Source organism: Prevotella sp. E9-3 (assembly GCF_022024015.1).
Lineage (GTDB): Bacteria > Bacteroidota > Bacteroidia > Bacteroidales > Bacteroidaceae > Prevotella.
In genome coordinates this window covers 1,761,055-1,784,384 of the sequence record NZ_CP091786.1, presented here as the reverse complement: position 1 = coordinate 1,784,384, position 23,330 = coordinate 1,761,055, and the positions used below count along the sequence as shown (strand labels likewise).

The window sequence follows — 23,330 nt, the reverse complement described above, 5'->3', positions numbered from 1 at the left end:
ACATAATAATAATGACATTCGAAGAAACATATTTAAACGACAACATTCTTGATGCACTCTACGACATGCATTTTGAGGATATGACACCTATACAGGAGAAATGTATTCCTGAAATTCTTGAAGGTGCCGACGTGCTGGGTATTGCACAAACAGGTACCGGCAAAACAGCCGCCTATCTTCTACCCATCCTCTCGATGCTTGATGATGGAGGCTTTCCCGACGATGCTATCAACTGTGTCATCATGTCACCAACCCGCGAGCTTGCCCAACAGATAGACAAGGCCATGCAGGGCTTCAGCTACTATATGGACAACATATCTTCTATTGCAGTATATGGAGGAAATGATGGAGGTCGATTTGATCAAGAAATAAAGAGTCTTCGTGGTGGAGCTCCTGTTGTGATTGCCACCCCAGGGCGTTTACTCAGCCATATGAAAGTAGGGAATCTGGACCTTTCACGCACATCATTCTTCGTATTGGACGAAGCCGACCGTATGCTCGACATGGGATTCTCTGACGATATCATGCAGATAAATAGTTTGCTGCCTTCCGACTGCCAGAAAATCATGTTTTCTGCAACAATGCCTACCAAGATTCGTGAACTGGCAGTTTCCCTACTCCATAATCCTGTTGAGGTAAAAATAGCAGTTAGCCGTCCTGCAGAAAAAATTCAGCAGTCAGCCTATGTATGCTACGACACTCAGAAACTGGGCATCGTTCATCATATATTTTTCAATCACGACAATAATGATGAGGCCTTAAAGCGTATCATTATATTCTGTGGCAAGAAAGACCGCGTGAAAGAAATTGCCCGTGAACTAAAGAAGATGAATATCAACTGTGCTCCAATGCACTCTGACCTCACTCAGGCCGAACGCGATGAAGTGATGTACCGTTTCAAGGCTGGCTTCATCGATGTACTTGTGGCTACCGACATTGTGGCACGCGGCATAGATATCGACGATATTCGTTTGGTTATCAACTATGATGTGCCTCACGATGCTGAAGACTATGTTCACCGTATTGGTCGTACGGCACGAGCCGACCGCGATGGTGCTGCCATCACTTTCGTCAACGAAAAGGACATCAGTAAATTCATGGAAATTGAACATTTCCTACAAAAGGACATTGAAAAGAATCCACTCCCCAACGATCTGGGCGAGGGACCAGCATACATAGGTCGAAGTGGCCGTAAAAACAACCATGCTCATGGTCGTCGCTCCAAAACTGGGCGAAACACTCATGGAGGCGGTATGCCAACCGGCAGACATCATCGTCATTCCAATACTACTGACAATAATAAACGAAATAAAAGAAACAACAATCAAAAGCAACTATGAAAAGAACAACGTTTTTACTTTTGCTAATTCTATGTGTTAGCAGTACCATTCTGCATGCTCAGGAGAAGAGTAAAATCCAGCAAAATGCTGAAGTTGCAGAAAAGAGTGGTCAAGTGGCCAATGCCCGTTCCAACTATATCCGGGCTTTTCAAGACTATGCCGCCAAAGGCAGTATTCAGCAGAGTGTAGAGTGTGGTGTAAAGGCCACAGCCTTATACTATAAAGAAAGTTTATACAAAGAGGCTTTCGAATTACTTCGTAATATAGATCAAACCATCTATTCAGTCAAACTTTCTGATAGTCAAAGGGCCTCACTTCGCTATCTTACTACCAAGGAACGCATGCAGATGTATATCAAACTGCGTAAGAATGCCAGCGCCCTTGACCAGCTTGAGACCATGGAGAAACAGGCAAAAGCAAGTGGCAGCGACGAATTGTACAATGACCTGCTTTACAACAAAGCCATCTATTACTACACCTTCGGACAGAATGCCCAAGGAAATGCCGTATTCAAGGAAATGGCATCCAAGTTGACTGCTCAGAAGGAGTACAACAAGGTTGACGAGGTGTATCAAACGCTCATTGCCAACGGCCGTAAAAGCAACAACGCCAACATGGTTGCTCAGTCATATAACAGCTACGTAGCTTGGAAAGATTCTGTTAACGAACTGAAGGTTGCTGACATTACCGCCCAGCTTAATCAAAAGATTAGTCAGCATGAGGAAACCATTGCTAGTAAGGATGACTCTCTGGCCTCACAAAAGGCAATCATTTTCGGACTTCTTCTGCTTGTCGGAATACTTGCTGCAGTCCTTGCCGTTGGTGCTATTGTCTTGGTACGTTACATTTTCCTTACATCAAAGCAGAAGGCAATCATTAAAAACATGAAGGCTAATAATGAGCTGAAAGTAAAGTTTATCAACAACATTTCAGCCCAACTGAATCCAACACTCCAAAAACTTAACACCGAACAGCCCGAGGTAAAGGCCCTACTCCACTTCACCAACCATATTGAGCAACTCTCACAACTTGAAAACTCTGTAGATGAAGTGGTAGAAACCGAAGAGCTAAATATTCAACCCTTCTGTGAAGAGCTGGCCGAGCAGATAAGAAAACAGCTAAAGCCAAATGTCCAGTTCACAGTGAATGTACCAAAGACCAATGTTAGGATAAATAGAGAGTATGTAACCCATATTCTTCAGCATCTGCTCAGCAATGCAGTTTACTTCACTCAAGAAGATGGTCATATCCGTCTTGAGTTTAAAAAGCGTGGTGCCCATTCACATCAATTTATTGTTCAAAACACTGGTATTGTAATTCCCGAAGAAAAACGGGAAGACATATTTAAGCCATTCCTCGAAATTAGGGATCTTACCGAAGGTGACGGTCTCGGCCTCCCCATTTGCAAGCAAATGGCACTGAAGATGAACGGCGATATTACTGTAGATCCAGAATTCACCAAGGGCACCCGTTTCATACTTAGTCTGCACGATTAACATTTGTATATATAATATAGAGAATGTGTCATTTCGAAGTGAACCCCGAAAGTATTTTTCTAACTTTCGGGGTTCATTTTAACTACTTGGTGTCTCGACGGTAATTGCAATAGAATAGTAGTTGCTACACAATAGAACGGTAGTTACAATGCAATAGAACGGTAGTTGCAATTCAAGAGAAAGGTAGTTGCAATCCAATAGAAAGGTAGTTGCAATCCAATAGAAAGGTAGTTGCAATCCAATAGAAAGGTAGTTGCAATCCAATAGAAAGGTAGTTGCAATCCAATAGAAAGGTAGTTGCAATCCAATAGAACGGTAGTTGAGAGTCTAAAGTAAACTATGTCAGGCTACAATAAAAGTAGTAAGACATAGTTTACTTTACACTCTCTATTTAGAGAAAAATACTTTGAACTAACAAGCCTTAAAACTCATGTCGAGTCCTTTGACAGAATGAGTCAGAGCACCAACAGAAATGAAATCAACACCCTGCTCTGCATAATCGCGAATAGTGTCGAAAGTGATACCGCCACTAGATTCTGTCTCGTAACGATGATTGATTATTTCTACTGCCTTCTTCGTGTCGGCAACAGAAAAGTTGTCAAGCATAATACGATCTACTCCACCATGCTCCAATACTTGATTGAGTTCGTCGAAAGAACGTACTTCGATCTCGATTTTCAAGTTGAGGCCCTTTTCAGCCAAGTATGCATGACAGCGGTCGATAGCATTTACAATGCCGCCAGCGAAGTCAACATGATTGTCCTTGAGAAGGATCATATCGAACAAACCAATGCGATGATTACAGCCACCACCTATTTTCACGGCCTGTTTCTCTAACATACGCATGCCTGGAGTGGTTTTACGAGTATCAAGTACTCGAGTATTTGTACCTTTAAGCCGTTCCACATAGCGGGCAGTCATTGTGGCAATTCCACTCATACGCTGCATGATGTTCAACATCAAACGCTCTGTTTGAAGTAGTGAACGTACGCGACCAGTTACAACCATCGCCACATCACCCTTTTTCACTTTTGAGCCATCGCCCATCAATACCTCAACTTTCATTTCTGGGTCAAAGCGATGGAACACCTCTTTAGCCACTTCGACACCTGCAAGAATGCCATCTTCCTTGATAAGAAGATGTGATTTTCCCATTGCATTTTCAGGGATGCAGCACAAGGTGGTATGGTCACCATCGCCTATATCTTCAGCGAACGAAAGATCTATTAGTCTGTCAACTAATTCTTCTACAGAAAGCATATTCTATTTTCTTTATAATTATTAATAAGTGCCTAATATCAGTAAAGAGATAACTCTCTTGTAAGACATTACTATTTCAGGAGATCATCGAGATAGATACCTAAGCCGATGCGAACACCGGGGCCACTATAGTTGCTATGATCTTTAAGACTTTGATTGTAATAGAACTCAGGCTCGATGGTTACTGTACGACTCAGGAAGTAAGCATATCCGACATGAATGCTGGGTACAAAGTCATCAACAGAACAATCATCTACCCCACGATGCATATAGTTGGCACCAGCACCCAGGTAAAGGCCGTTGGCTTCTACATAATAACGAACACCTGCTCCTAAAGAAAGAGTGTTAGGTTGGTACTTGCGATAATTATAGTCGAACTGCCCAAGCACCATCCAGTTGTTTTCAAACAGGTAGCCTGTCTTCAAGTTCAAATCACACTTCCACTTCTCAGCACCTGTATAGTTCAGGTCAAAGCCTGACAATGCAGCGTTAACATATAATTTACCCTGCTCAAACTGAGCAAAGCTGGCAGCTGAGAACAACAGTGCCATCAACATCGTGAATAGTTTCTTTTTCATATCTAATAAAATGAGGTATTATTACAAACAACGGTTTCTAATTAAGCTATTCCCCTATCTTCTGCTCTTTCTTTTGATGGTGATACCAAAGAGTAAACCAAATGATGGCCACAATGGTACAGATGCCCCCTAAGGTATAAGCCAACAGTTCTGGTAGATGGAATGCCTGTTTTGAAATAAAGAGGAAAGTGGTACACACAGAGGTCATGAACAGCGCTGGGATCAAGGTGATATAGAAAAACTTATGCTGGCGTACCAAATAGACAGTGAGGGTCCAAAGTGTAAAGACAGACAGTGCCTGATTGCTCCATCCAAAATACTGCCAAATGGTATTGAAGCCATCGGGATTTTCTATCTGCCATATAAGCATGGCGATGGAGCAAACGAACAATGGTATGCTCACCATCAGACGGTTTGGTATGGGACGCTGTTTGATGTGCAGCCACTCAGAAACAATAAGTCGGGCTGAACGAAATGCGGTGTCGCCACTAGTGATAGGAGCTGCAACAACGCCCAACATAGCGAGGATTCCTCCAAACGCTCCAAGCCAGTCGTTGCAAACGATATTAACTACAGCTGGTGCTGAAGTAGAAAAGCCCGTCTCAATATTCATCAAGTCATAACCAGGCGAGGGTTCACCATAAAAGAAATACATGGAAACTGTTGCCCAGATGAGAGCTACCATTCCTTCTGTAATCATGGCTCCATAGAAGATGGGACGTCCCAATTTTTCACTCTTCACGCAGCGTGCCATCAAAGGACTCTGAGTGGCGTGGAAACCGCTAATGGCTCCGCAGGCAATTGTGATAAACAGGCACGGAAACAGCTGGTCAGTCCACTTCTCGCTTGCATTAAAGCCCATATTCTCAAAATTTGTCCATAGTTCCGGTAATGAAGGCCATTTTAAAAACAGCACAATCATCAATGCGGCAGCCATGAATAGGAGTGAGAAAGCAAACAATGGATATACTTTTCCAATAATTTTGTCGATAGGCATCATGGTGGCAATAACATAGTAGCCAAAAATAATGATTACCCACATCATAAACGAACCACCAATATTGTGAAGAATCTCGGCAGGCGAATAGACAAATACAGTCCCCACCATAGTGAGCAAGAGGACGGTAAATACCAGCATTAACTTCTTTGCGCCCTTACCTAAATAAGTTCCTATGAGCTCGGGCAGGCCAGCACCGTCATGACGCATGGAAAGCATTCCTGAAAGATAGTCGTGTGTGGCACCGGCAAAAATACAACCAAACACAATCCATAAATAGGAAACAGGACCAAACTTAGCGCCCATAATGGCACCAAAGATAGGACCCGTTCCTGCAATGTTCAGGAACTGAATCATAAAAATTTTCCATGATGGAAGTACTATGAAGTCTAATCCATCAGCTTTTCTTACAGCGGGTGTTACCCTGTTGTCTGGTGCAAAAATACGTTCTATTATTCTACCATAGACAAAATAGCCTAAAATGAGTAAAATAAGACTTACAATAAAAGTGATCATAATCTTTCTCTGGTATATAAAGCTATATCACCTGCAAAAGTAATAAATTAATTGTAAAATAAAAACTCAATTGTCAAAAATATCGTATTTTCGGGATAAATTAGTTATTTTTGCACATAAAAATACAGCTAATGAAACGAATCATATCTTTGCTTTTAATTTGCCTTTGTATTTCAGGTATTTTCCAACGGATAGAGGCTCAGGAAATGGTGTGTCCAAAATACGAAATACGTGCCATGTGGCTTACTACTATTGGCGGTATTGACTGGCCACACTCCTACTCTCCTTCTTTACAGAAAGAGGAACTTTGCAGAACTCTTGACAAACTGAAAAGGGCCGGAATCAATACGGTTTTTCTTCAAACGCGCGTCCGAGGAACCACTATTTATCCTTCTACAATAGAACCTTGGGATGGGTGTATAACAGGCAGGCCAGGAAAAGCGCCAAATTATGACCCTCTGCAATTCGCTATCGACGAATGTCACCGTCGCGGAATGCAACTCCACGCATGGGTGGTTACAATTCCCATTGGAAAATGGAACAAATACGGGTGTGCTCAATTGCGAAAGACCCACCCTAAAATAGTGACTAAGATAGGCGATGAAGGATATATGAATCCGGAAAAGACAGAAACGGCCGATTATCTTGCCAATATATGTCGGGAAATTGTGAAGCGCTATGATGTGGATGGTGTTCACTTAGACTATATCCGCTATCCAGAGACTTGGAAACTACGCGTTAGTCGCCAAAAGGGACGTAGTAATATCACTACGATTGTCAGGAAAATCTATCATACCGTGAAGGCCATCAAACCATGGGTAATGGTATCGTGTTCCCCCATTGGAAAGCATGACGACTTACTCCGCTATTCTTCCCATGGATGGAATGCAAGGACTACCGTTTGCCAGGATGCACAAATGTGGTTGAAAGAAGGTGTGATGGACGCTCTCTTTCCTATGATGTATTTCAGAGACAACAACTTCTTTCCATTTGCCATCGACTGGAAGGAACATAGCTATCAACGCTTTGTAGTGCCTGGCTTAGGAATTTATTTTCTTGATCCGAAAGAAGGACGGTGGACAATAGACGTAGTAGAACGCCAACTGAATGTACTACGCCAAATTGGGCTCGGTCACTGCTTTTTCCGTTCTAAATTCTTCACTGACAATGTAAAAGGAATATACGAGCTGGGAAGCAGATTCGATGCTACCCCATCGCTAATTCCCCCCATGACATGGATGAGTAACAAGCGACCTTCACGTCCCCAGTCACTGACACTAAATGACGGAATACTAAAATGGGGCACAGAAAATAATGGTATGCGCGATACGTACCTATTATATAATGTATATGCCTCGAAAGAATACCCTGTTGACATCACCAAGGCCAGCAACTTAGTAGCTACACGTTTGATGAAAAATGAACTGCATGTTCAACCAGGGCTTTTCTATGCAGTTACTGCTCAAGATCGTTACGGACTGGAAAGTGACGCTCTTCAGATAGATGCGCCAGAGTTTCGTCAATCATCAGCATTCAGTCCGCTTAGCATTCAGATTACAACAGGTATCATTGACTTACCATCTAAAGGAGCAACCCTTGATGCCGACTACATAGTAATTGAAACCATCTTGGGGCAAACCTTGGAAATACGCCCCTATAGTGGAAAGACACTTAACATATCGTCTTTGCCTGATGGCATTTATCAACTACGCTCTTTAGGCAGAAAAGGAAGGAATCATCGCATTGGCTATTTTAGCCTGAAACATGAACGATAGATTTAAAACATGAACATCATACACCTAAATTCGCTAAACCACACAGAGGTGGCTTGCTATTCCAAGCTCACTGAAGCACAACTTCGACAAACAAATGGAGGACTATTCATTGCAGAGAGTCCAAAAGTAATTAATGTTGCTCTTAATGCAGGCTACCAACCCGTTTCACTGCTATGCGAAGAACGGCATATAGAGGGTGATGCGGCCTCTATCATAGAGCGTTGTCCTGATATACCTATATATACAGGAAGTCGTCCGTTGTTAGCCGAGCTTACCGGATACACTTTGACACGTGGAGTGCTGTGTGCTATGAAGCGACCAGAATTACCAACGGTGGCAGAAGTTTGTAAGAACGCTCGACGATTAGTGGTTATTCAAGGAGTTTGCGATACCACCAATATTGGGGCCATATTCCGTTCAGCCGCTGCATTAGGCATAGACGCAGTAATACTTACCAACGATTCCTGTGATCCGTTGAACCGCCGTTCCGTTCGTGTATCAATGGGAACGGTATTCTTAGTACCATGGACATGGACAGACACATCACTGAGCGAATTGAAAAAAGAAGGGTTTAGCACTGTTGCGATGGCGCTGTCCGACGACTCTATATCCCTTGACGACCCAAGATTAAAAGCAGAACCACGACTTGCAGTGATAATGGGGACAGAAGGCGACGGTCTCCCCCATGAAAGTATCACCCAGGCCGACTACGTAGTTCGCATCCCCATGGCTCACGATGTTGACTCACTAAATGTGGCTGCAGCTGCAGCAGTAGCATTTTGGGAACTAAGAAATTGATATATATCAAGCAAAGTGTCAAAAAGTAAGTTTTTAGGCAAAAAAAATGATAAAATGTTTGCTATTTTGAATTTTTGCTTTACCTTTGCAACAGAAATCAGACAAAAACCGCAAATTAGTTCAATTTTAAAAAGGAAAAAAGATTATGAATGCAGCAAAAGTTGTAGAAGATCTCAAGTTGAGATTTCCCAATGAGCCTGAGTACATTCAGGCAGTAAGCCAAGTTCTTCCTACTATCGAGGAAGAGTACAACAAGCATCCCGAGTTTGAAAAGTACAATCTGATTGAGCGTCTTTGTATTCCCGATCGTGTGATTGAATTCCGCGTTACATGGACTGACGACAAGGGCAACGTTCAGACAAACATGGGATATCGCATTCAGCACAATAACGCCATTGGCCCGTACAAAGGTGGTATCCGCTATCACAAGTCAGTAAATTTGGGTATCCTGAAATTCTTGGCTTTCGAGCAGACTTTCAAGAACTCACTGACAACCTTGCCTATGGGTGGTGCCAAAGGTGGTTCAGATTTCTCTCCTCGCGGAAAGAGCGATGCAGAAGTAATGCGTTTCTGCCAGGCTTTCATGAACGAGCTTTATCGTCACATTGGTCCTGATGAGGACGTTCCCGCTGGTGATATCGGTGTAGGTGGTCGTGAGGTTGGTTATATGTTCGGTCAGTACAAGAAGCTCACTCACCAGTTCCAGGGTGTACTCACCGGTAAAGGCATTCAGTTCGGTGGTTCTCTTATCCGTCCTGAGGCAACCGGTTATGGTACCGTTTACTTCCTGACATCAATGTTGGCTACACGCGGCATCGATCTGAAGGGCAAGAAGGTCCTGATTTCTGGTGCAGGAAACGTGGCACAGTATGCTGCAGAGAAGTGTTTGCAGTTGGGTGCTATCCCCATGACTATGTCAGACTCAGATGGTTATATCTATGATCCAGACGGCATCACACGTGAGAAACTTGACTTCATCATGGAACTGAAGAATGTTGAGCGTGGCCGTATCAAGGAGTATGTTGAGGAATATCCTACCGCAGTATATCATGAGGGTGAGCGTCCCTGGCATGAAAAGGCTGATATCGCCCTGCCCTGCGCTACCCAGAACGAAATCAATGGCGAGCAGGCTCAGGCTCTCGTAAACAATGGTGTGATTGCCGTTGCTGAGGGTGCAAACATGCCTTCACTCCCTGAAGCAATCAAGATTTTCCAGGATGCCAAGATTCTGTATGCTCCCGGTAAGGCTTCTAATGCAGGTGGTGTATCAGTATCTGGTCTTGAGATGTCTCAGAACTCTGAGCGTCTGAGCTGGACTGCTAAGGAAGTTGACGACTATCTGAAGCGCATCATGAACGACATTCATGAGAACTGCGTTAAGTACGGTACTCAGGCCGACGGTTACATCAACTACGTGAAGGGTGCAAATGTTGCCGGCTTCATGAAGGTTGCCAAGGCTATGATGGCTCAGGGTATTGTTTAAGAAATAAGCAATAAATAGTATAAGAGACTTAATAGCTTATACTATATAAAAAAAATAGGAGTTTATGTGAATCACATAGACTCCTATTTATTATTAATCAAAAACGAAGTGAAACGCCAGTTAGTTAGTACTACTTTATCTAACTCTAAGTGCCGCACCAACTTGAATTTGATAGTCCGGCTTTAAATGATTCATCTTATAGAGAGACTTCAAACGAATTCCATAATACTGTGATATAGAATACATTGACTCGCCTTCCTTAACGTAGTGCATTCGATTCTTGTATTCTTTAGGAGCATTGGATCGTTTCTTTTTCAGCCATACAATATCATTCTGTTCGAGAATATCATCCTTATCTCTTTCGTTGAAACGAGCGAGTCTGCGATAAGAAACACCTAATTCTTTTGCAATAGACTTGAAGGTATCACCGCGTCGGGCAATTACATAATAGTTCTTATTGAATTGCTTGATGGGATGAAGTGCAGCACCATACACACTATTGTCTTTGGTATGTTTGGCTAAAGTCTTATCGTATTTCTTTGCTGTATCATATTCATACAGCTTGTACAATTGAATAATTTCTATAAGCTTATTGGCGTACTGAGGATTCGTAGCATAACCGGCAGCTTTAAGCCCTCGAGCCCAACCTTTATAATCTCTCTTATTTAATTTGAACAGCGAAGCATAGCGCTGACTACTGGCAAGGAAACGTGAGTGATCATCGTACGATTCATAGGCAGACTTGTATGCCCGGAAGCATTCCCCCTTGCGATCATCATCATGATAGACTGTTCTTCCTGTCCACCCATGACACTTTATACCAAAATGATTATTGCCTTTTGTTGCCAATTCACTTCGGCCTGCGCCAGACTCAAACAGTCCCTGAGCCAAAGTGATTGAGGCAGGAATGTTCCAACGATGCATTTGCTCGATGGCTACATCTTTATACTGGTCAATATATGATTGGTACTGCTGGTTCCAACGTGCTTGGCCGTGAACAAGCAAAGAAAGTGTAAGTGCAACGGAAAGAAAGACTTTTCTCATTAATTTATTTATTTTTTCTTGCAAAAGTAGTGATTTCTAATGACATTTTACTATTTTTGCATCATAAATATCTAAGATTATGGAAGAACTAACTCTTAAATCTAAAATCATTGTATGCAAGAAAAATGAATTGGCTAAAGAAGAACAACAACTTGTTGATACCGCAATACGCCAAACAGATAGTTCATACGCCCCACATTCTCACTTTTGTGTAGGTGCGGCCTTATTGTTAGAAAATGGTACAATTGTTGAAGGATGCAACCAAGAGAATGCCGTATTTCCTGCAGGTATCTGTGCCGAGCGTTCAGCCATTTTCTCTGCAGGTGCACAATATCCAAACGAGCCGGTTGTTGCTATAGCCGTTGCAGCACGATCGCCTGAAGGAAAACTGACCGAAGATCCAGTATCTCCATGCGGTGTTTGCAGACAAGTGCTCGTTGAAACTGAAACGCGTTTCCAGCACCCAGTTAAAATATTACTCTACGGCCAAAAGCATATATTCGTTATTGAAGGAGTTTCAAAGTTACTTCCTCTAACTTTCAAAGAATTCTAATTATAAATGTCTGAAAATAGTATGAATTTACCCCAAACATGAGCTATTTTCCATACTATTTTCAGACATTTATAAGTAACTTAACCTCTTCTGAGTAAAGGTGTAATTCAGAATGTATATCCAAGGGTTAGTTGGAAATGATTCCGTTTATATGTCAAATTAACTTTATTAGCCTCGAAATAGTTATCTGGATTGTCAAGTGGCTCATAATAGAAAGGCTCAAAAGTTCCTTTCTGTACAGTATATAAATAGGTGGCAGACAAATTCCAATGTCCCATTTGATAACCAATACCGAACGACAATCTGTTAGTAGAATCCCAATTTGTGAAATCAGTAGTGGTACCTACAGAAGTTCCAGATGATTCTACAGAAGTATCTTTAAAGGCATTATTTTGATACATCGGAGATACATAATTATATCCCATACGGAAAGCCAATTCAGGAATTGGTCGATATTCAGCACCAACTTTCAAAGTAGATACACCTCGAAGAGTACGCTCTGTATGACGATTCATTGCTGCATCACTTGTTGAACCGCTATAATTGTAATCATCATAATCATCACCATAACGGGTATCAAGAGAAGAATAGTCAGCATATTCGTACCCAATTCCAAGAGCAAGATAATTATCAAAAGTATGACCTGCAGAAAGTCCGAACTTCCAAGGAGTGTTCAGTTTGAACTTATGGTCGAAATTCTCGCAAGGAACACGCTCACTTTCTGAACTAACGATAGAAGTGCTATTTCTTGTCGTCAAATCGTACCAGGTTGGTGTAGCTATTGAAACGCCAAAACGGAACGGAGACTCTTCTATTGGACGGAATATCACACCAAATTTCATATCAAATCCAGTACCTGTTATACTACGATCATCTTCCACCCTCAAGAAATAATTACCAAAGGTTTTATAATTCTCACGATACTCACCATAATGGCTATAATGAACATCTTTAAATCCTAAAGTAACGCCCCAATAGAACATGTCTTGAACATTACCACTTAAAGCGAAATCATATGATCCGATATAACCTTTCGTCGCACGATTCATAAGATAATCTGTAGCACCATAATACCCCATTGAAGATCCATCCCATACCAAATCAGTTTGTTCCATATAGGCCTGATCCAATTGATTGCACATATAAGATGGATTATAGCCAAAATCAGGAATATTTCCTGCCCCGGATTTCCATGGATAAAGAAGTCCTTCCATTTGCTTCTCATATGTTACGCGATTCTGAGATGTGTTGGGATCACCATTATCGTCAACAGGTAAGCGATCAGCAACAGACAATATATAGTTGAAGTCACGGCTCATATGATAATTAAAAGCAAAATTTACAAAGTCGGTAGAACTAATCTGGTTGGCCCATACGAAACCTATTTGATCAAAACTTATATGAGATGATTTTCCACCGCCCCAATTACTGGCATCTTGCTGACCTTTCATGCCTACACTAATATTAGCAGAAGATTTACGAAAGAGTCCCAATCCTGCAGGATTGCTCGATATCGTTGAAATATCTGCACCTAGTGCATCCATAGCTCCACCCATGCCAACATAGCGAGCTGTTCCATTCAAATCCTCAGTAGCAATTTTAGCATTCTCATAGGTTTCCTGAGCCATAATTGAATATGTAGCCATAGCCAAAATAGCAATATTTAATATCTTCTTCATAATCATATTGTTAGAGTTAAAAAACAATCAAAAAGACACTTATCTACGACGTCCGCCTCCACGGCTACCACCAACACTGCCACCAGAGCGGTTTCCACCACCTGAAAAAGAACCGGAAGAACGATTACCACCATACGAACCTGTAGATCCACTACTGTAAGAGCTCGATCGGTTTCCTGTAACAGAACTTGAAGATGAACGATTCCCTGAGTATGGAGAAGTGCTTGAGGAACTTGATCTTACAGGTGATGACAAGCGGCTACCTGCTGAACGATTTCCAGTAACATTGGAATTTCCGACATAAGAACGACCAGATGTACGACTTCTTGCTACATTACTATTTGACGGAGCAGAAATTCTACCATATCCGCCATTTGAATAGGTGCGTGAATGATAGACGCTGTTACGATGACGAACAGGAGTGTAATATCCGCCATAATAGCCTCCCCACCCCCATGAATAATAATGGTAAGGACGATAGTACCATGGATCATAATACCAACCAGCTCGCCAAGACCAATGTGGATACCATGGGTCATAATACCAGGGATCGTACCAAGAGTAATAAGATGAATAGTACCAGGGGGAATGCCATGTGTTGATAGCCCATTGGTCGTTGCGACCACGGTCATACCCCTCCCAATAAGCATCGGTAGGTGTGTATCCATCCCAACGAGCCATATTTCGTGTCAACTGAAAATCATTCTCGGTCGAAACAGACGTTGCAGAATCTGGATAGACACCTTCAACCGGTGTAAAAGTAATGACATCCTGCATAGTTGAATCACCAGCTATCACTTGATAGGAGCTTCCATTCATTTGTTTCCTTCCCATACGATTGTATTCGTCAACATTACGATTCGAACCAGAATAATATACCTGTCGAGGAAGAGTACTCGCAGAAGTTGACTTTTTCTTGGGAACATAGTACATATCATCTTGAGCCAAAGAAGAAAGCATTGTAGTTCCCATCATAACAAATAATAGAATATACCTTTTCATAAGCCTTTATTATCTATTAATTACAATAATCATAATGCAAAAATAAACCTTATTTCTATGCAAATTTACGGAAAAACCCTAAAGCATAGTAGGAATTTCCCTAAATTTTATAATTTTGCATTTATAATTAACAGAATCTATAAAATTTAATCAGTATAAGCATGAAATATTTTGAAGTTGAATTCATTATAAATGCTCCCAAAAGCATATTCAATGATTCTAGAGATATCCTATCGGCATTAGCTGGTGAAGTTGGCTTCGAAACTTTTGAAGAGACTTCATTAGGCCTTAAAGGATATGTTCAACAACAATTATTCAATAAAGATTCTTTAAACGAACAAATAGAATTATTTCCCTTCGAAGATGTTACAATAGAATACACAGTTCATGAAGCTGATGATAAAGATTGGAACGAACAATGGGAACAACAAGGATTTCAACCAATCATAATTGACGGTCTCCACCCCATCATTATTCATGATGGACGCCATCTTCCGGTATCCGATTCTTATAAAAGACTTTATCCAACACCAATTTTAATAGAGATTGATGCTCATCTGGCATTTGGAACAGGAACACATGAGACGACACGAATGATGGTTGCTAACCTTGAAGAATTAGACCTTTCTGGGTGTAGAGTACTTGATTGTGGTTGTGGAACTGGAATACTTAGTATTGCTTCACTTAAACTTGGTGCTAAAGAGTGTGTGGGATATGACATTGACGAATGGAGTACCGAAAATGCTCGTCATAATGCAGTAATCAATAGTGTTGACAGTCTCTATGAGATACATTTAGGCGATGTATCTGTACTAAAAAGAATAGACAAAAAATTCGATGTAGTGATGGCCAACATTAATCGTAATATTCTTCTTAAAGACATGAGCGAGTTTGCCAAGATGATGAATATTAATAGTAATTTATTACTTAGTGGATTTTATCAGCAGGATGTACCTCAACTTATTGAAACTGCAGAGTCATTGAATTTAAAGGTCGTAGGTAAACAAAATGACGGAGATTGGGCTTGTTTACATTTTGTAATGGAAGCATATTAATAAACGTAATGATTGAGGGATGACTTCACAGCCATCCCTCAATAACTTATAACTAAACAAATACTATATGAATTATTTATAACTTAGACTTTATTGCTATTTCAACACTATTGTTTTCTGGGTGCAAAAGTAACACATTATTTCGAACAACACAATACCTAAAAATTAGTGTTTAAAACAAACACAAAACATAAGGACTCATAAAATTGAATGAAAAACACATACAATAAAAGCCATGGAGCAATCAAAGATATACCACATACAGCAGATTGAATAAGATCTGTTAAAGATGCAAAAGCGTTTGTAGAAAACCCATAAATTGACGATGCCAAAGAAAGGCCAAAAATCAGTATTGGAACAAGTGCTCGGCTAAATGGTGAAGGAAACAATTTTCCTGTTGGAGATAGTAAAATAGCATGAGGCATGACGGTAAGCATTAGTATCAAAAACACATATATGGTCATAGCAGCAGACACCAATCTCCAACCAAAGTGCGAACGGTAAACTTTAGCATTACTGACAATCCCTGAATGCTTCAACATCCCTATAGCTATACCAAGCAACAATAAATTAGCAAGAACTGGTGAATCTATTATATCAATGTACTGCCCTAAAAACCAACGAATTCCCTCACTGGATAATAGAGAGCGGATATTGTATGTCGTTAGAGCACTAAGAAGCCAAGACAATAAAACCAACACAAATTCTGCAATAGACAGCAAAATAACAACACGTGTAGTTAATTTCTTCATCACTTAATATATGTAATATGTGACTAATCTTCGTCTGGTTCAAGGTTATCAACATCAATGACCCGAAGTTGAAGCGCACGTACAACTAAGTGTGTAGCATTTACTCCAGAACTACCTTCAGGAAATAATTTTTGAACAAGTTCGTTCTGCCTCTTTTCAAGACTTTTTACTCCAAAAGGCATTCCACGCAATTGAGTTATTTGTTCTTTTGTATATCCAAGAGCTAAGTGGCGCAAGAAGCGTTCATCATATTCATCAATTTCATAATTAACTATTGACTCTTGCCTGGCCAATTGCCCATTTACGCTATTTTTGAATCTCTCAACTATTTTCCTAAGAATAGGCTCATTGAATACTAGTTGTTTTCCATCCATCACAGAACTCACATCGTGGCGAGTCAGTAGTTCTCCGGTTTTAAGAATGATACCATCAGCTCCTGCATCAAGCACATCAACCCATAATTTCTCATTTAATATCTCACCAGTAAATATGAGAATCTTAACTTGAGGATACAACTCCTTTGTTTGCCGACAAAGCTCAACTCCTACAGTCGTTGATCCTCCTAATCCTAAATCTAGCAGGACTAAATCTGGAATCTGTTGCTTAAGAAGACGCCAATAAGCCACTTCACAATCGGCTGTTCCAATAATATTAGCCTCAGGTATATCGTTACGAATAATACCTTCTGTACCTTTAAGTTCAAGAGGTACGTCTTCAACAATAATTACTTTGAAGTTTTGCATATTTGTTTAGGTAATATAATAATTATTCTTGTTCCATTATCCATCGTTTCTGCTGTGATGCCACAACCACGACAACCGGTAGCCTCACCATGCTCACGTACTATTTGACGGCAGATAATATATGGAATATTTTCAACTGTTGGCATAAAACTGACGGTCTTCACACCTATTAGTTCAACTCTGCATTCAACATATAGGTTATCTTTTGTTTCATACTTAACATTGAGCTGCTTTTGTGGAGACTGACGGCGTAAAATATCAAATAAATAATTCAATAAATTCTCATCGCCCAACACTCCGTTGTCTAAATGCTTAAGATGTAAGCGCATATTTCTAAGCTGGCTATCAGCTTGCTCACTGAGAATTCCATATAAGGCCCTATAATATTCTACCACTTCATAAACTGCATGAGAGTCACCAGTTTCAACCAATTGACGTATTCTACTTGGATAATACATCGTTTCATGCTTCAATGTAGAAAGGCAATTATCCAACACAAGATTGCTGACATGTAAGCGAGCATTTTCCAACTCAATACGACGAAGTTCATCATGCAATAACTCTAACTCGTTCTCTTGTTCTTGCTTATGGGCAGCTTTTCTTCCCATAGCCTGAATTGATTGAAAGACAATAGCGGCTAACAATGTTAATGCGATAATGACTAATAAAATGACAGCCACCATTCGATCCGTCTGAGATTGTTGCATCCTCCGGCAATAGTCATCAATAGTCCGGTCGGCTGAAAGTTCTTTAAACAGAAGCGTGTAAATGCGATTATTATATTGATAGAGAGCCCAATGATGTAAAGCCAATGCTGCAACAGCACTTTCATTACGCATAATGAGCAAGGTATTATAATTGACTTGAATATCGTGATGCAACCATCGGACTTCAGTAATTGGAGATGTCATAGAACCTAACAGCTGAAGTGTATCAGTATCACCCTGATTAAGACTACGATAGTAAGCGTTCATAGCCATACAACAAGAATCGGCAAATACTAAAGTTCGCTCATACTCACCATTAATGTTACAGTTATAAGATGAATCTGCAAAAATAGCTGCACGTTGCAGAAATAAATCGTCAGGGAATATATCAGAAGAATGGCTTTCCGCATTTATACCAATAGTAAACGTATTCAGCAATAAAAGAAGAATCAATCTGACGATTCCTTTAGGTAACCTAAAAAAGAAACGACTACCATGACCTTTGGTACTTTCTGCTGAAAGAGTGCATACGGAGAATAACTTACTTGTCTTACGATATTTTTCAATAATACCTCGACAGTTTAGCAGACCAAAACCATGGCCACCGGTAACTTTATGGTCGAAAACATGTGCCAATTCATTTTCGTCCATACCTTTACCAGTATCAGTAACTGAGATCTCTATATAATCATTAGTCTCTTCTGCATTAACTCGAACTTCCCCCCCCTCTGGAGTAAACTTTCTAGCATTATCAGCCAGTGTATTCAGCATAAAAAGAGTAAGAACCTTATCAGCTTTTACCTTTACGTTTGTACTTGCAACGTGTAATGTAATACCCTTCAGAGAAAAACTTCTACGTCCTTTATCAATTATATCAAATAATTCCTGAAGACTGAAAGTTTCAATATGCAGGCTCAATTTCCCCTGTTTCAACTGAATCCATTGAGTTAAAACATTATTCTGTTCATTGATAGTATCAGTCAATTCCTTTACATATTGATATTGTTCTGTACTATCACCAGAAATACGTTTTACCTCATGAAGCATTCGATCAATAAGTGGAGTAATACTATTAACCAATGATATTTTTGCACGTTGATCTAGATTCCTCCTTTCGCCTTCAAGATGTTTTTGTCGAGCAATAGCAAGTTTCTCCAGTAAATCCTCTCGTAGTTCACTCATTTCATCTAATTGATCTTTCCTTAATTGTGCTCGTCGGTAGAACACATAAAGCACACGAAAAGCAATAATGAGCAGTATCAAGGCTAATAATACAGACACTAGTAGAATATTAAGTTGGGCTATTGCCTTATCTAATTGACCTGCACGAGCTTCTAAAGAACGATCTTGACGCGTTTGCTCCTGAAGATCGAGGTATATATTACGGTTATAGTCACTATTTGGTTTATCATCTATTGCAGCATAAGCAACACTTAGCTGTTCACGAATACTTGCAACCAAATCTGGAGCTTGATAAATTGATGAATCCGAAAGTGCCAATTCTAAATTAGTCAGAGCTAGTTCATAGTTGCCACGAGCTCTATAACAGGTAGCTAACGTACGGTATGCGCCGGCTATCTGGTAAATATCACCATATTCGATAAATTGATCCAAAGCTTTACGTGCCAATGTTACAGACAAATCGTATAGATCTCCCTCATCCTCGTTTAGATAATCAAGCGTAGAACTACTTGTATCTATCAAGTGCATTAGGACGTGAAGATCTGCCAATTTTTCAGCTATACCTTCTAACGAATTAGCATAAAAGTAAGTATATTTATTCTTCTTGGATATCAACAAACAACGAAATAAATAGTCAAACTCTTGTTGATCCACATCACCTTCAGTAATCACGCCACCAGCCCCAACATTATATAAGAAATTCAACCATTGAGCAGTATCTCGTTCTAGTTCACTTCCAATTTTCTGAAGCTCTTCAATCGACTGTTGTTCCAATCCTATATAATAATAATAAGTAGAGGTAACAATGCATAATTCACTTTCTGCGTAAAGTAATCTTTCTTTCTGATAATCTGAAAGTGAAGAGCGTTCTTCATTAATGCGACTCAAGGCTTTCAATGCATGCTCTCGGTAATCGTAGAACTCACGATTATTGGAACAACGCTGACAAAGTCTCATCTGTTGGATATTAGCTATCAGAAGTTCTAACTGATTGTCAGTAATGAGAATAATTGAATCCAACTGCCGACGAGCTTTTTCATAATCCATTCGAGCAATACTAACGAAAGCTAAATTATTTAAGGCCTCTGACGTACCATCATGATAGTCCGAAGATGCATCATACGCCCTTCGAGCATAGTATTCAGTAGAATCAAGGTTACGGTAATGATAGGCATATGATAAAGAATTCAGCTTGTCCACCGCCTGCCTATCTGGCGACGAACAAGCTGAAAAGATACAAAATATTATAAATAGTTTAAGAACGAGCCTTAGCCACATAACCAAGTGCCTCCTTGCACTTGTCTGTCACATACTGCCAATTCCCCGCATTAACGATATCCGAAGGGAAAAGCTTAGATCCCATGCCTACACAAAAAACACCGGCTTTGAACCACTTTGTAAGATTATCCTCTTCAGGGGCAACTCCACCAGTTACCATAATTTTTGACCAAGGCATTGGAGCTTTTAAACCTTTGACCATATTCGGGCCAACGACATCGCCAGGAAATACTTTTGTTAAATCACACCCCAACTCTTGTGCTTTACCTATTTCACTTACAGTCATACAACCGGGGCAATATGGTACTAAACGACGATTACATACAGGTGCAATCTCAGGATTAAATAATGGTCCGACAACAAAATTGGCACCAAGTTGCAAATAAAGTGCAGCTGTTGGAGCATCCACCACACTACCTATACCTAAAGCCAATTCAGGACATTCCTTATCAGCCCACTTTACTAATTCGCCAAAAATCTCATGTGCAAAATCCCCACGATTAGTAAACTCAAAAGCACGTACTCCACCATCATAGCAAGCCTTTACTACATTTTTACAAATATTCAGGTCTTTATGATAGAAAACAGGTACCATGCCTGTGTCACCTATTTTATTCAATACGGCTATCTTATCAAACTTTGCCATAATTATAATTTAATTTCTCGTTTTAAATATAAGCGACAGTCAAATACTGCCACAAGTTCCCTTCCTTCTTCACCTAATTTATTCAATTTCTTTTCAGTGCCAACGATAGAAGAAAGAACTTTATATTCGAACTGTTTTATAAAAATTTAACGCTGTACGCGACCATTAGCACTACCACCTGCCAGTGCCTCGACCTCATCAGCAGAAACGAGGTTAAAATCACCATTAATAGTATGCTTCAAAGCAGATGCAGCAACTGCAAATTCAAGAGCTTCACCTTGAGTATGCTTCGTTAACAATCCATGGATAAGTCCACCAGAGAAAGAATCGCCACCGCCCACGCGGTCAATAATGGGATTAATCTCATAACGTTTTGACTGATAAAACTCTTTACCATCATATATTAGAGCTTTCCATCCATTGAACGTTGCGCTATAGCTTTCACGTAAAGTAGAAACCACATACTTGAAACCAAACTCATTCTTCATTTGCTTGAAGATTCCTTCATAACCAGATGCATCAGTTTGTCCTCCTTCTACATCTGCATCAGGTTTAAAGCCGAGACAAAGCTCAGCATCTTCTTCGTTGCCGATACAGACATCAACATATTTCATCAAAGGACGCATGATACTAATAGCTTTTTCACTAGTCCAAAGCTTTTTGCGGAAGTTCAAGTCTACACTAACAGTAACACCATGACGTTTTGCAGCCTCACATGCCAATCGTGTTAATTCAGCAGCCTTATCGCTTATAGCCGGTGTTATTCCACTCCAATGAAACCATTGTGCGCCTTCCATAATTTTATCAAAGTCAAAATCACTGGGATCTGCTTCAGCAATAGCACTATGAGCACGATCATAGATTACTTTTGAAGGACGCATTGAAGCTCCGGTTTCTGCATAATACAAACCAACACGTTCACCGCCACGGGTTATATAACGAATATCCACTCCATAACGGCGCATAGCATTTACAGCTATTTGACCAATCTCATGCTTAGGCAATTTTGTCACGAAAAAAGCTTCATGACCATAATTAGCCAACGAGATAGCAACATTTGCTTCGCCTCCACCAGGGATGATGCGAAAAGACTCACTCTGTACAAAACGGTCGTTGCCCTGAGGCGACAGGCGAAGCATCAGTTCGCCAAGTGTAACAATCTTTGCCATTTTTTTATTTGGGTTGTTTTCTATTTAGCGTTTTAAGTTTACTTTCTGTAAAAATAGTTTCATGTTTTGATTACAAAAATTTCAAATGCAAAGTTATTGTTTTTTTTCGAACCATGCAAGAATTGAATGTTTTTTTTACACATTCATGTTTGGTTGTATCGATTTCTTTTCGTAATTTTGCCGAAAAATAGGAGCAACAGACATGGCATCAGACAAAATTCGAATTAAAGATATAGCAGAACGTGCTGGAGTAAGTGTTGGAACCGTTGACAGAGTATTACACGAGCGTCCTAACGTATCTCCTGCAGCACGTGAAAAAGTAGAAAAAGCTCTCGCAGAAATGGACTATCAACCGAACATGTATGCTTCAGCTTTAGCCTACAACAAAAGCTATAACTTTCAACTACTCATTCCTATGCACGAAAATGAAGCCTATTGGGACGAGGTTGAAGAAGGTGCTCAAGCAGCGACTATAAGTAGGCGCGATTTTGGAATATCACTTCACATAAATTATTATGACCGTTTCAATCCAGCATCATTTACGAAAACTGCCCGCGAATGTTTTAAAGAACAACCAGATGGCGTTGTCATTGTACCATCTTCTTTAGAAGTCACAGGCATGTTTACGGAAAAATTGCACGAATTACAGATTCCTTTTATTTTGTTGGACTCATACATGCCAGACTTAAAACCCTTAGCCTTTTTTGGTCAAGACTCTTTCCAAAGTGGGTACTTTGCTGCTCGAATGATGATGCTTATAGCATCTAAAGAAAAAGAAATCATGCTCATGAAACTTCTCAAAGACGGGCAGGTGGGATCTAAACAGCAAATGAACCGTGAAACAGGTTTCCGTCACTACATGATGGACCACTTCCCAAATATTAAAATTATTGATATAGATTTACCTTGGGACCAACCCGAAGTCTATGATCAAGCGCTAGAATCTTTTTTTAAAAAACATCCACGTGTACACCATTGCATAACATTTAATTCTAAGGCACATATAGTAGGAGAATTTTTGCTGAGGAGCAATCGACGTGATGTTCAAATCATGGGATATGATATGGTACCTAAAAACGCAGAATGTGTACGTAGAGGAAGTATATCATTTCTTGTCGCCCAACATGCATTCATGCAAGGATACGCTTGTGTAGGTACCCTGTTTGATGCTATCGTAATGAAAAAAGAGGTGACTGCAGTCAACTATATGCCTATCGAACTCATTTCGCGTGAAAATATTGATTTCTATCGAAGGATGGGAATTGGATAAATATTTC

At 40.3% G+C, this 23,330-nt stretch carries 18 protein-coding genes and 1 pseudogene; 8 read left to right on the top strand and 11 right to left on the bottom strand.

Annotation, left to right across the window (positions count from 1 at the left end; all coding sequences use genetic code 11):
* Positions 1-11: 11 nt before the first annotated feature.
* Positions 12-1,175 (top strand): annotated as a pseudogene (locus tag L6475_RS06550) (DEAD/DEAH box helicase); the annotation flags it as partial.
* A 161-nt stretch (positions 1,176-1,336) separates the two neighbouring features.
* Positions 1,337-2,836 (top strand): HAMP domain-containing sensor histidine kinase, encoded by a 1,500-nt coding sequence (locus tag L6475_RS06545; protein WP_237823815.1) that lies wholly within the window; start codon positions 1,337-1,339, stop codon positions 2,834-2,836.
* Positions 2,837-3,247: 411 nt separating this feature from the next.
* Here the strand turns inward: L6475_RS06545 and nadC are convergent, their stop codons facing one another.
* From nadC to L6475_RS06530, 3 genes are all read right to left on the bottom strand, one after another.
* Positions 3,248-4,096 carry a carboxylating nicotinate-nucleotide diphosphorylase gene (nadC, locus tag L6475_RS06540; RefSeq protein WP_237823811.1) on the bottom strand — a complete coding sequence of 283 codons (849 nt, stop codon included), beginning with the start codon at positions 4,094-4,096 and terminating at the stop codon, positions 3,248-3,250.
* 71 nt (positions 4,097-4,167) lie between these two features.
* A complete protein-coding gene (locus tag L6475_RS06535) occupies positions 4,168-4,674 on the bottom strand; it encodes an outer membrane beta-barrel protein (RefSeq protein WP_237823808.1) in 507 nt (168 codons plus the stop codon).
* Positions 4,675-4,720: 46 nt separating this feature from the next.
* Positions 4,721-6,187, bottom strand: coding sequence for a carbon starvation protein A (locus L6475_RS06530; RefSeq protein WP_237823806.1), 1,467 nt, complete (start codon positions 6,185-6,187; stop codon positions 4,721-4,723).
* 131 nt (positions 6,188-6,318) lie between these two features.
* Here L6475_RS06530 and L6475_RS06525 point away from each other — a divergent pair, with 131 nt between their 5' ends.
* The 3 genes from L6475_RS06525 (at position 6,319) to L6475_RS06515 (ending at position 10,243) form a co-directional block, all read left to right on the top strand.
* Positions 6,319-7,962, top strand: a complete 1,644-nt coding sequence (locus L6475_RS06525; RefSeq protein ID WP_237823804.1) for a glycoside hydrolase family 10 protein — start codon at positions 6,319-6,321, stop codon at positions 7,960-7,962.
* 9 nt (positions 7,963-7,971) lie between these two features.
* A complete protein-coding gene (locus L6475_RS06520; RefSeq protein WP_237823802.1) occupies positions 7,972-8,760 on the top strand; it encodes an RNA methyltransferase in 789 nt (262 codons plus the stop codon).
* A gap of 145 nt (positions 8,761-8,905) precedes the next feature.
* Positions 8,906-10,243: an NADP-specific glutamate dehydrogenase gene (locus tag L6475_RS06515; RefSeq protein ID WP_237823800.1), complete on the top strand. Its 1,338-nt coding sequence runs from the start codon at positions 8,906-8,908 to the stop codon at positions 10,241-10,243.
* A gap of 135 nt (positions 10,244-10,378) precedes the next feature.
* On the opposite strand, the gene L6475_RS06510 is transcribed toward L6475_RS06515, so the two are convergent.
* Complete coding sequence (locus L6475_RS06510; protein ID WP_237823798.1) at positions 10,379-11,287, bottom strand: glucosaminidase domain-containing protein; 909 nt, start codon at positions 11,285-11,287, stop codon at positions 10,379-10,381.
* Between the two features lie 79 nt (positions 11,288-11,366).
* Between L6475_RS06510 and L6475_RS06505 the strand changes: the two genes are divergently transcribed.
* Positions 11,367-11,840: a cytidine deaminase gene (locus L6475_RS06505; protein ID WP_237823796.1), complete on the top strand. Its 474-nt coding sequence runs from the start codon at positions 11,367-11,369 to the stop codon at positions 11,838-11,840.
* A gap of 107 nt (positions 11,841-11,947) precedes the next feature.
* Here L6475_RS06505 and L6475_RS06500 read toward each other — a convergent pair whose 3' ends face one another.
* Both L6475_RS06500 and L6475_RS06495 read right to left on the bottom strand, forming a co-directional pair.
* Positions 11,948-13,519 (bottom strand): OmpP1/FadL family transporter, encoded by a 1,572-nt coding sequence (locus tag L6475_RS06500; protein WP_370641666.1) that lies wholly within the window; start codon positions 13,517-13,519, stop codon positions 11,948-11,950.
* Between the two features lie 39 nt (positions 13,520-13,558).
* Positions 13,559-14,521, bottom strand: a complete 963-nt coding sequence (locus L6475_RS06495) for a hypothetical protein (RefSeq protein ID WP_237823792.1) — start codon at positions 14,519-14,521, stop codon at positions 13,559-13,561.
* A gap of 161 nt (positions 14,522-14,682) precedes the next feature.
* Here L6475_RS06495 and prmA point away from each other — a divergent pair, with 161 nt between their 5' ends.
* Positions 14,683-15,576, top strand: a complete 894-nt coding sequence (prmA, locus tag L6475_RS06490; protein WP_237823789.1) for a 50S ribosomal protein L11 methyltransferase — start codon at positions 14,683-14,685, stop codon at positions 15,574-15,576.
* 158 nt (positions 15,577-15,734) lie between these two features.
* Here prmA and L6475_RS06485 read toward each other — a convergent pair whose 3' ends face one another.
* From L6475_RS06485 to L6475_RS06465, 5 genes are all read right to left on the bottom strand, one after another.
* Entirely contained in the window at positions 15,735-16,328 is a 594-nt protein-coding gene (locus tag L6475_RS06485; RefSeq protein WP_237823786.1) for an AbgT family transporter, read from the bottom strand.
* 23 nt (positions 16,329-16,351) lie between these two features.
* The gene (locus L6475_RS06480) at positions 16,352-17,071 is read right to left on the bottom strand and encodes a DUF5932 domain-containing protein (RefSeq protein WP_237823783.1); all 720 of its coding nucleotides are present in this window, start codon (positions 17,069-17,071) and stop codon (positions 16,352-16,354) included.
* On the bottom strand, positions 17,053-20,160 hold the full coding sequence (locus L6475_RS06475; RefSeq protein ID WP_370641665.1) for a DUF5112 domain-containing protein: 3,108 nt from the start codon (positions 20,158-20,160) through the stop codon (positions 17,053-17,055). Before L6475_RS06475 ends, L6475_RS06480 begins: the two co-directional genes overlap by 19 nt.
* 55 nt (positions 20,161-20,215) lie before the next feature.
* Positions 20,216-20,884: a bifunctional 4-hydroxy-2-oxoglutarate aldolase/2-dehydro-3-deoxy-phosphogluconate aldolase gene (locus L6475_RS06470; protein WP_237823778.1), complete on the bottom strand. Its 669-nt coding sequence runs from the start codon at positions 20,882-20,884 to the stop codon at positions 20,216-20,218.
* Positions 20,885-21,030: 146 nt separating this feature from the next.
* Positions 21,031-22,053 carry a sugar kinase gene (locus L6475_RS06465; RefSeq protein ID WP_237823776.1) on the bottom strand — a complete coding sequence of 341 codons (1,023 nt, stop codon included), beginning with the start codon at positions 22,051-22,053 and terminating at the stop codon, positions 21,031-21,033.
* A 202-nt stretch (positions 22,054-22,255) separates the two neighbouring features.
* Between L6475_RS06465 and L6475_RS06460 the strand changes: the two genes are divergently transcribed.
* Complete coding sequence (locus L6475_RS06460) at positions 22,256-23,323, top strand: substrate-binding domain-containing protein (RefSeq protein WP_237823775.1); 1,068 nt, start codon at positions 22,256-22,258, stop codon at positions 23,321-23,323.
* Positions 23,324-23,330 lie beyond the last annotated feature (7 nt).

Bases quoted from the DNA above. Each gene is read 5' to 3' on its own strand.
- L6475_RS06535 (WP_237823808.1), bottom strand. From the start codon at position 4,674: ATGAAAAAGAAACTATTCACGATGTTGATGGCACTGTTGTTCTCAGCT.
- L6475_RS06505 (WP_237823796.1), top strand. From the start codon at position 11,367: ATGGAAGAACTAACTCTTAAATCTAAAATCATTGTATGCAAGAAAAAT.
- L6475_RS06460 (WP_237823775.1), top strand. From the start codon at position 22,256: ATGGCATCAGACAAAATTCGAATTAAAGATATAGCAGAACGTGCTGGA.
- L6475_RS06480 (WP_237823783.1), bottom strand. From the start codon at position 17,071: ATGCAAAACTTCAAAGTAATTATTGTTGAAGACGTACCTCTTGAACTT.
- L6475_RS06545 (WP_237823815.1), top strand. From the start codon at position 1,337: ATGAAAAGAACAACGTTTTTACTTTTGCTAATTCTATGTGTTAGCAGT.
- L6475_RS06470 (WP_237823778.1), bottom strand. From the start codon at position 20,884: ATGGCAAAGTTTGATAAGATAGCCGTATTGAATAAAATAGGTGACACA.
- nadC (WP_237823811.1), bottom strand. From the start codon at position 4,096: ATGCTTTCTGTAGAAGAATTAGTTGACAGACTAATAGATCTTTCGTTC.
- L6475_RS06530 (WP_237823806.1), bottom strand. From the start codon at position 6,187: ATGATCACTTTTATTGTAAGTCTTATTTTACTCATTTTAGGCTATTTT.
- prmA (WP_237823789.1), top strand. From the start codon at position 14,683: ATGAAATATTTTGAAGTTGAATTCATTATAAATGCTCCCAAAAGCATA.
- L6475_RS06520 (WP_237823802.1), top strand. From the start codon at position 7,972: ATGAACATCATACACCTAAATTCGCTAAACCACACAGAGGTGGCTTGC.
- L6475_RS06515 (WP_237823800.1), top strand. From the start codon at position 8,906: ATGAATGCAGCAAAAGTTGTAGAAGATCTCAAGTTGAGATTTCCCAAT.
- L6475_RS06500 (WP_370641666.1), bottom strand. From the start codon at position 13,519: ATGAAGAAGATATTAAATATTGCTATTTTGGCTATGGCTACATATTCA.
- L6475_RS06485 (WP_237823786.1), bottom strand. From the start codon at position 16,328: ATGAAGAAATTAACTACACGTGTTGTTATTTTGCTGTCTATTGCAGAA.
- L6475_RS06465 (WP_237823776.1), bottom strand. From the start codon at position 22,053: ATGGCAAAGATTGTTACACTTGGCGAACTGATGCTTCGCCTGTCGCCT.
- L6475_RS06525 (WP_237823804.1), top strand. From the start codon at position 6,319: ATGAAACGAATCATATCTTTGCTTTTAATTTGCCTTTGTATTTCAGGT.
- L6475_RS06495 (WP_237823792.1), bottom strand. From the start codon at position 14,521: ATGAAAAGGTATATTCTATTATTTGTTATGATGGGAACTACAATGCTT.
- L6475_RS06510 (WP_237823798.1), bottom strand. From the start codon at position 11,287: ATGAGAAAAGTCTTTCTTTCCGTTGCACTTACACTTTCTTTGCTTGTT.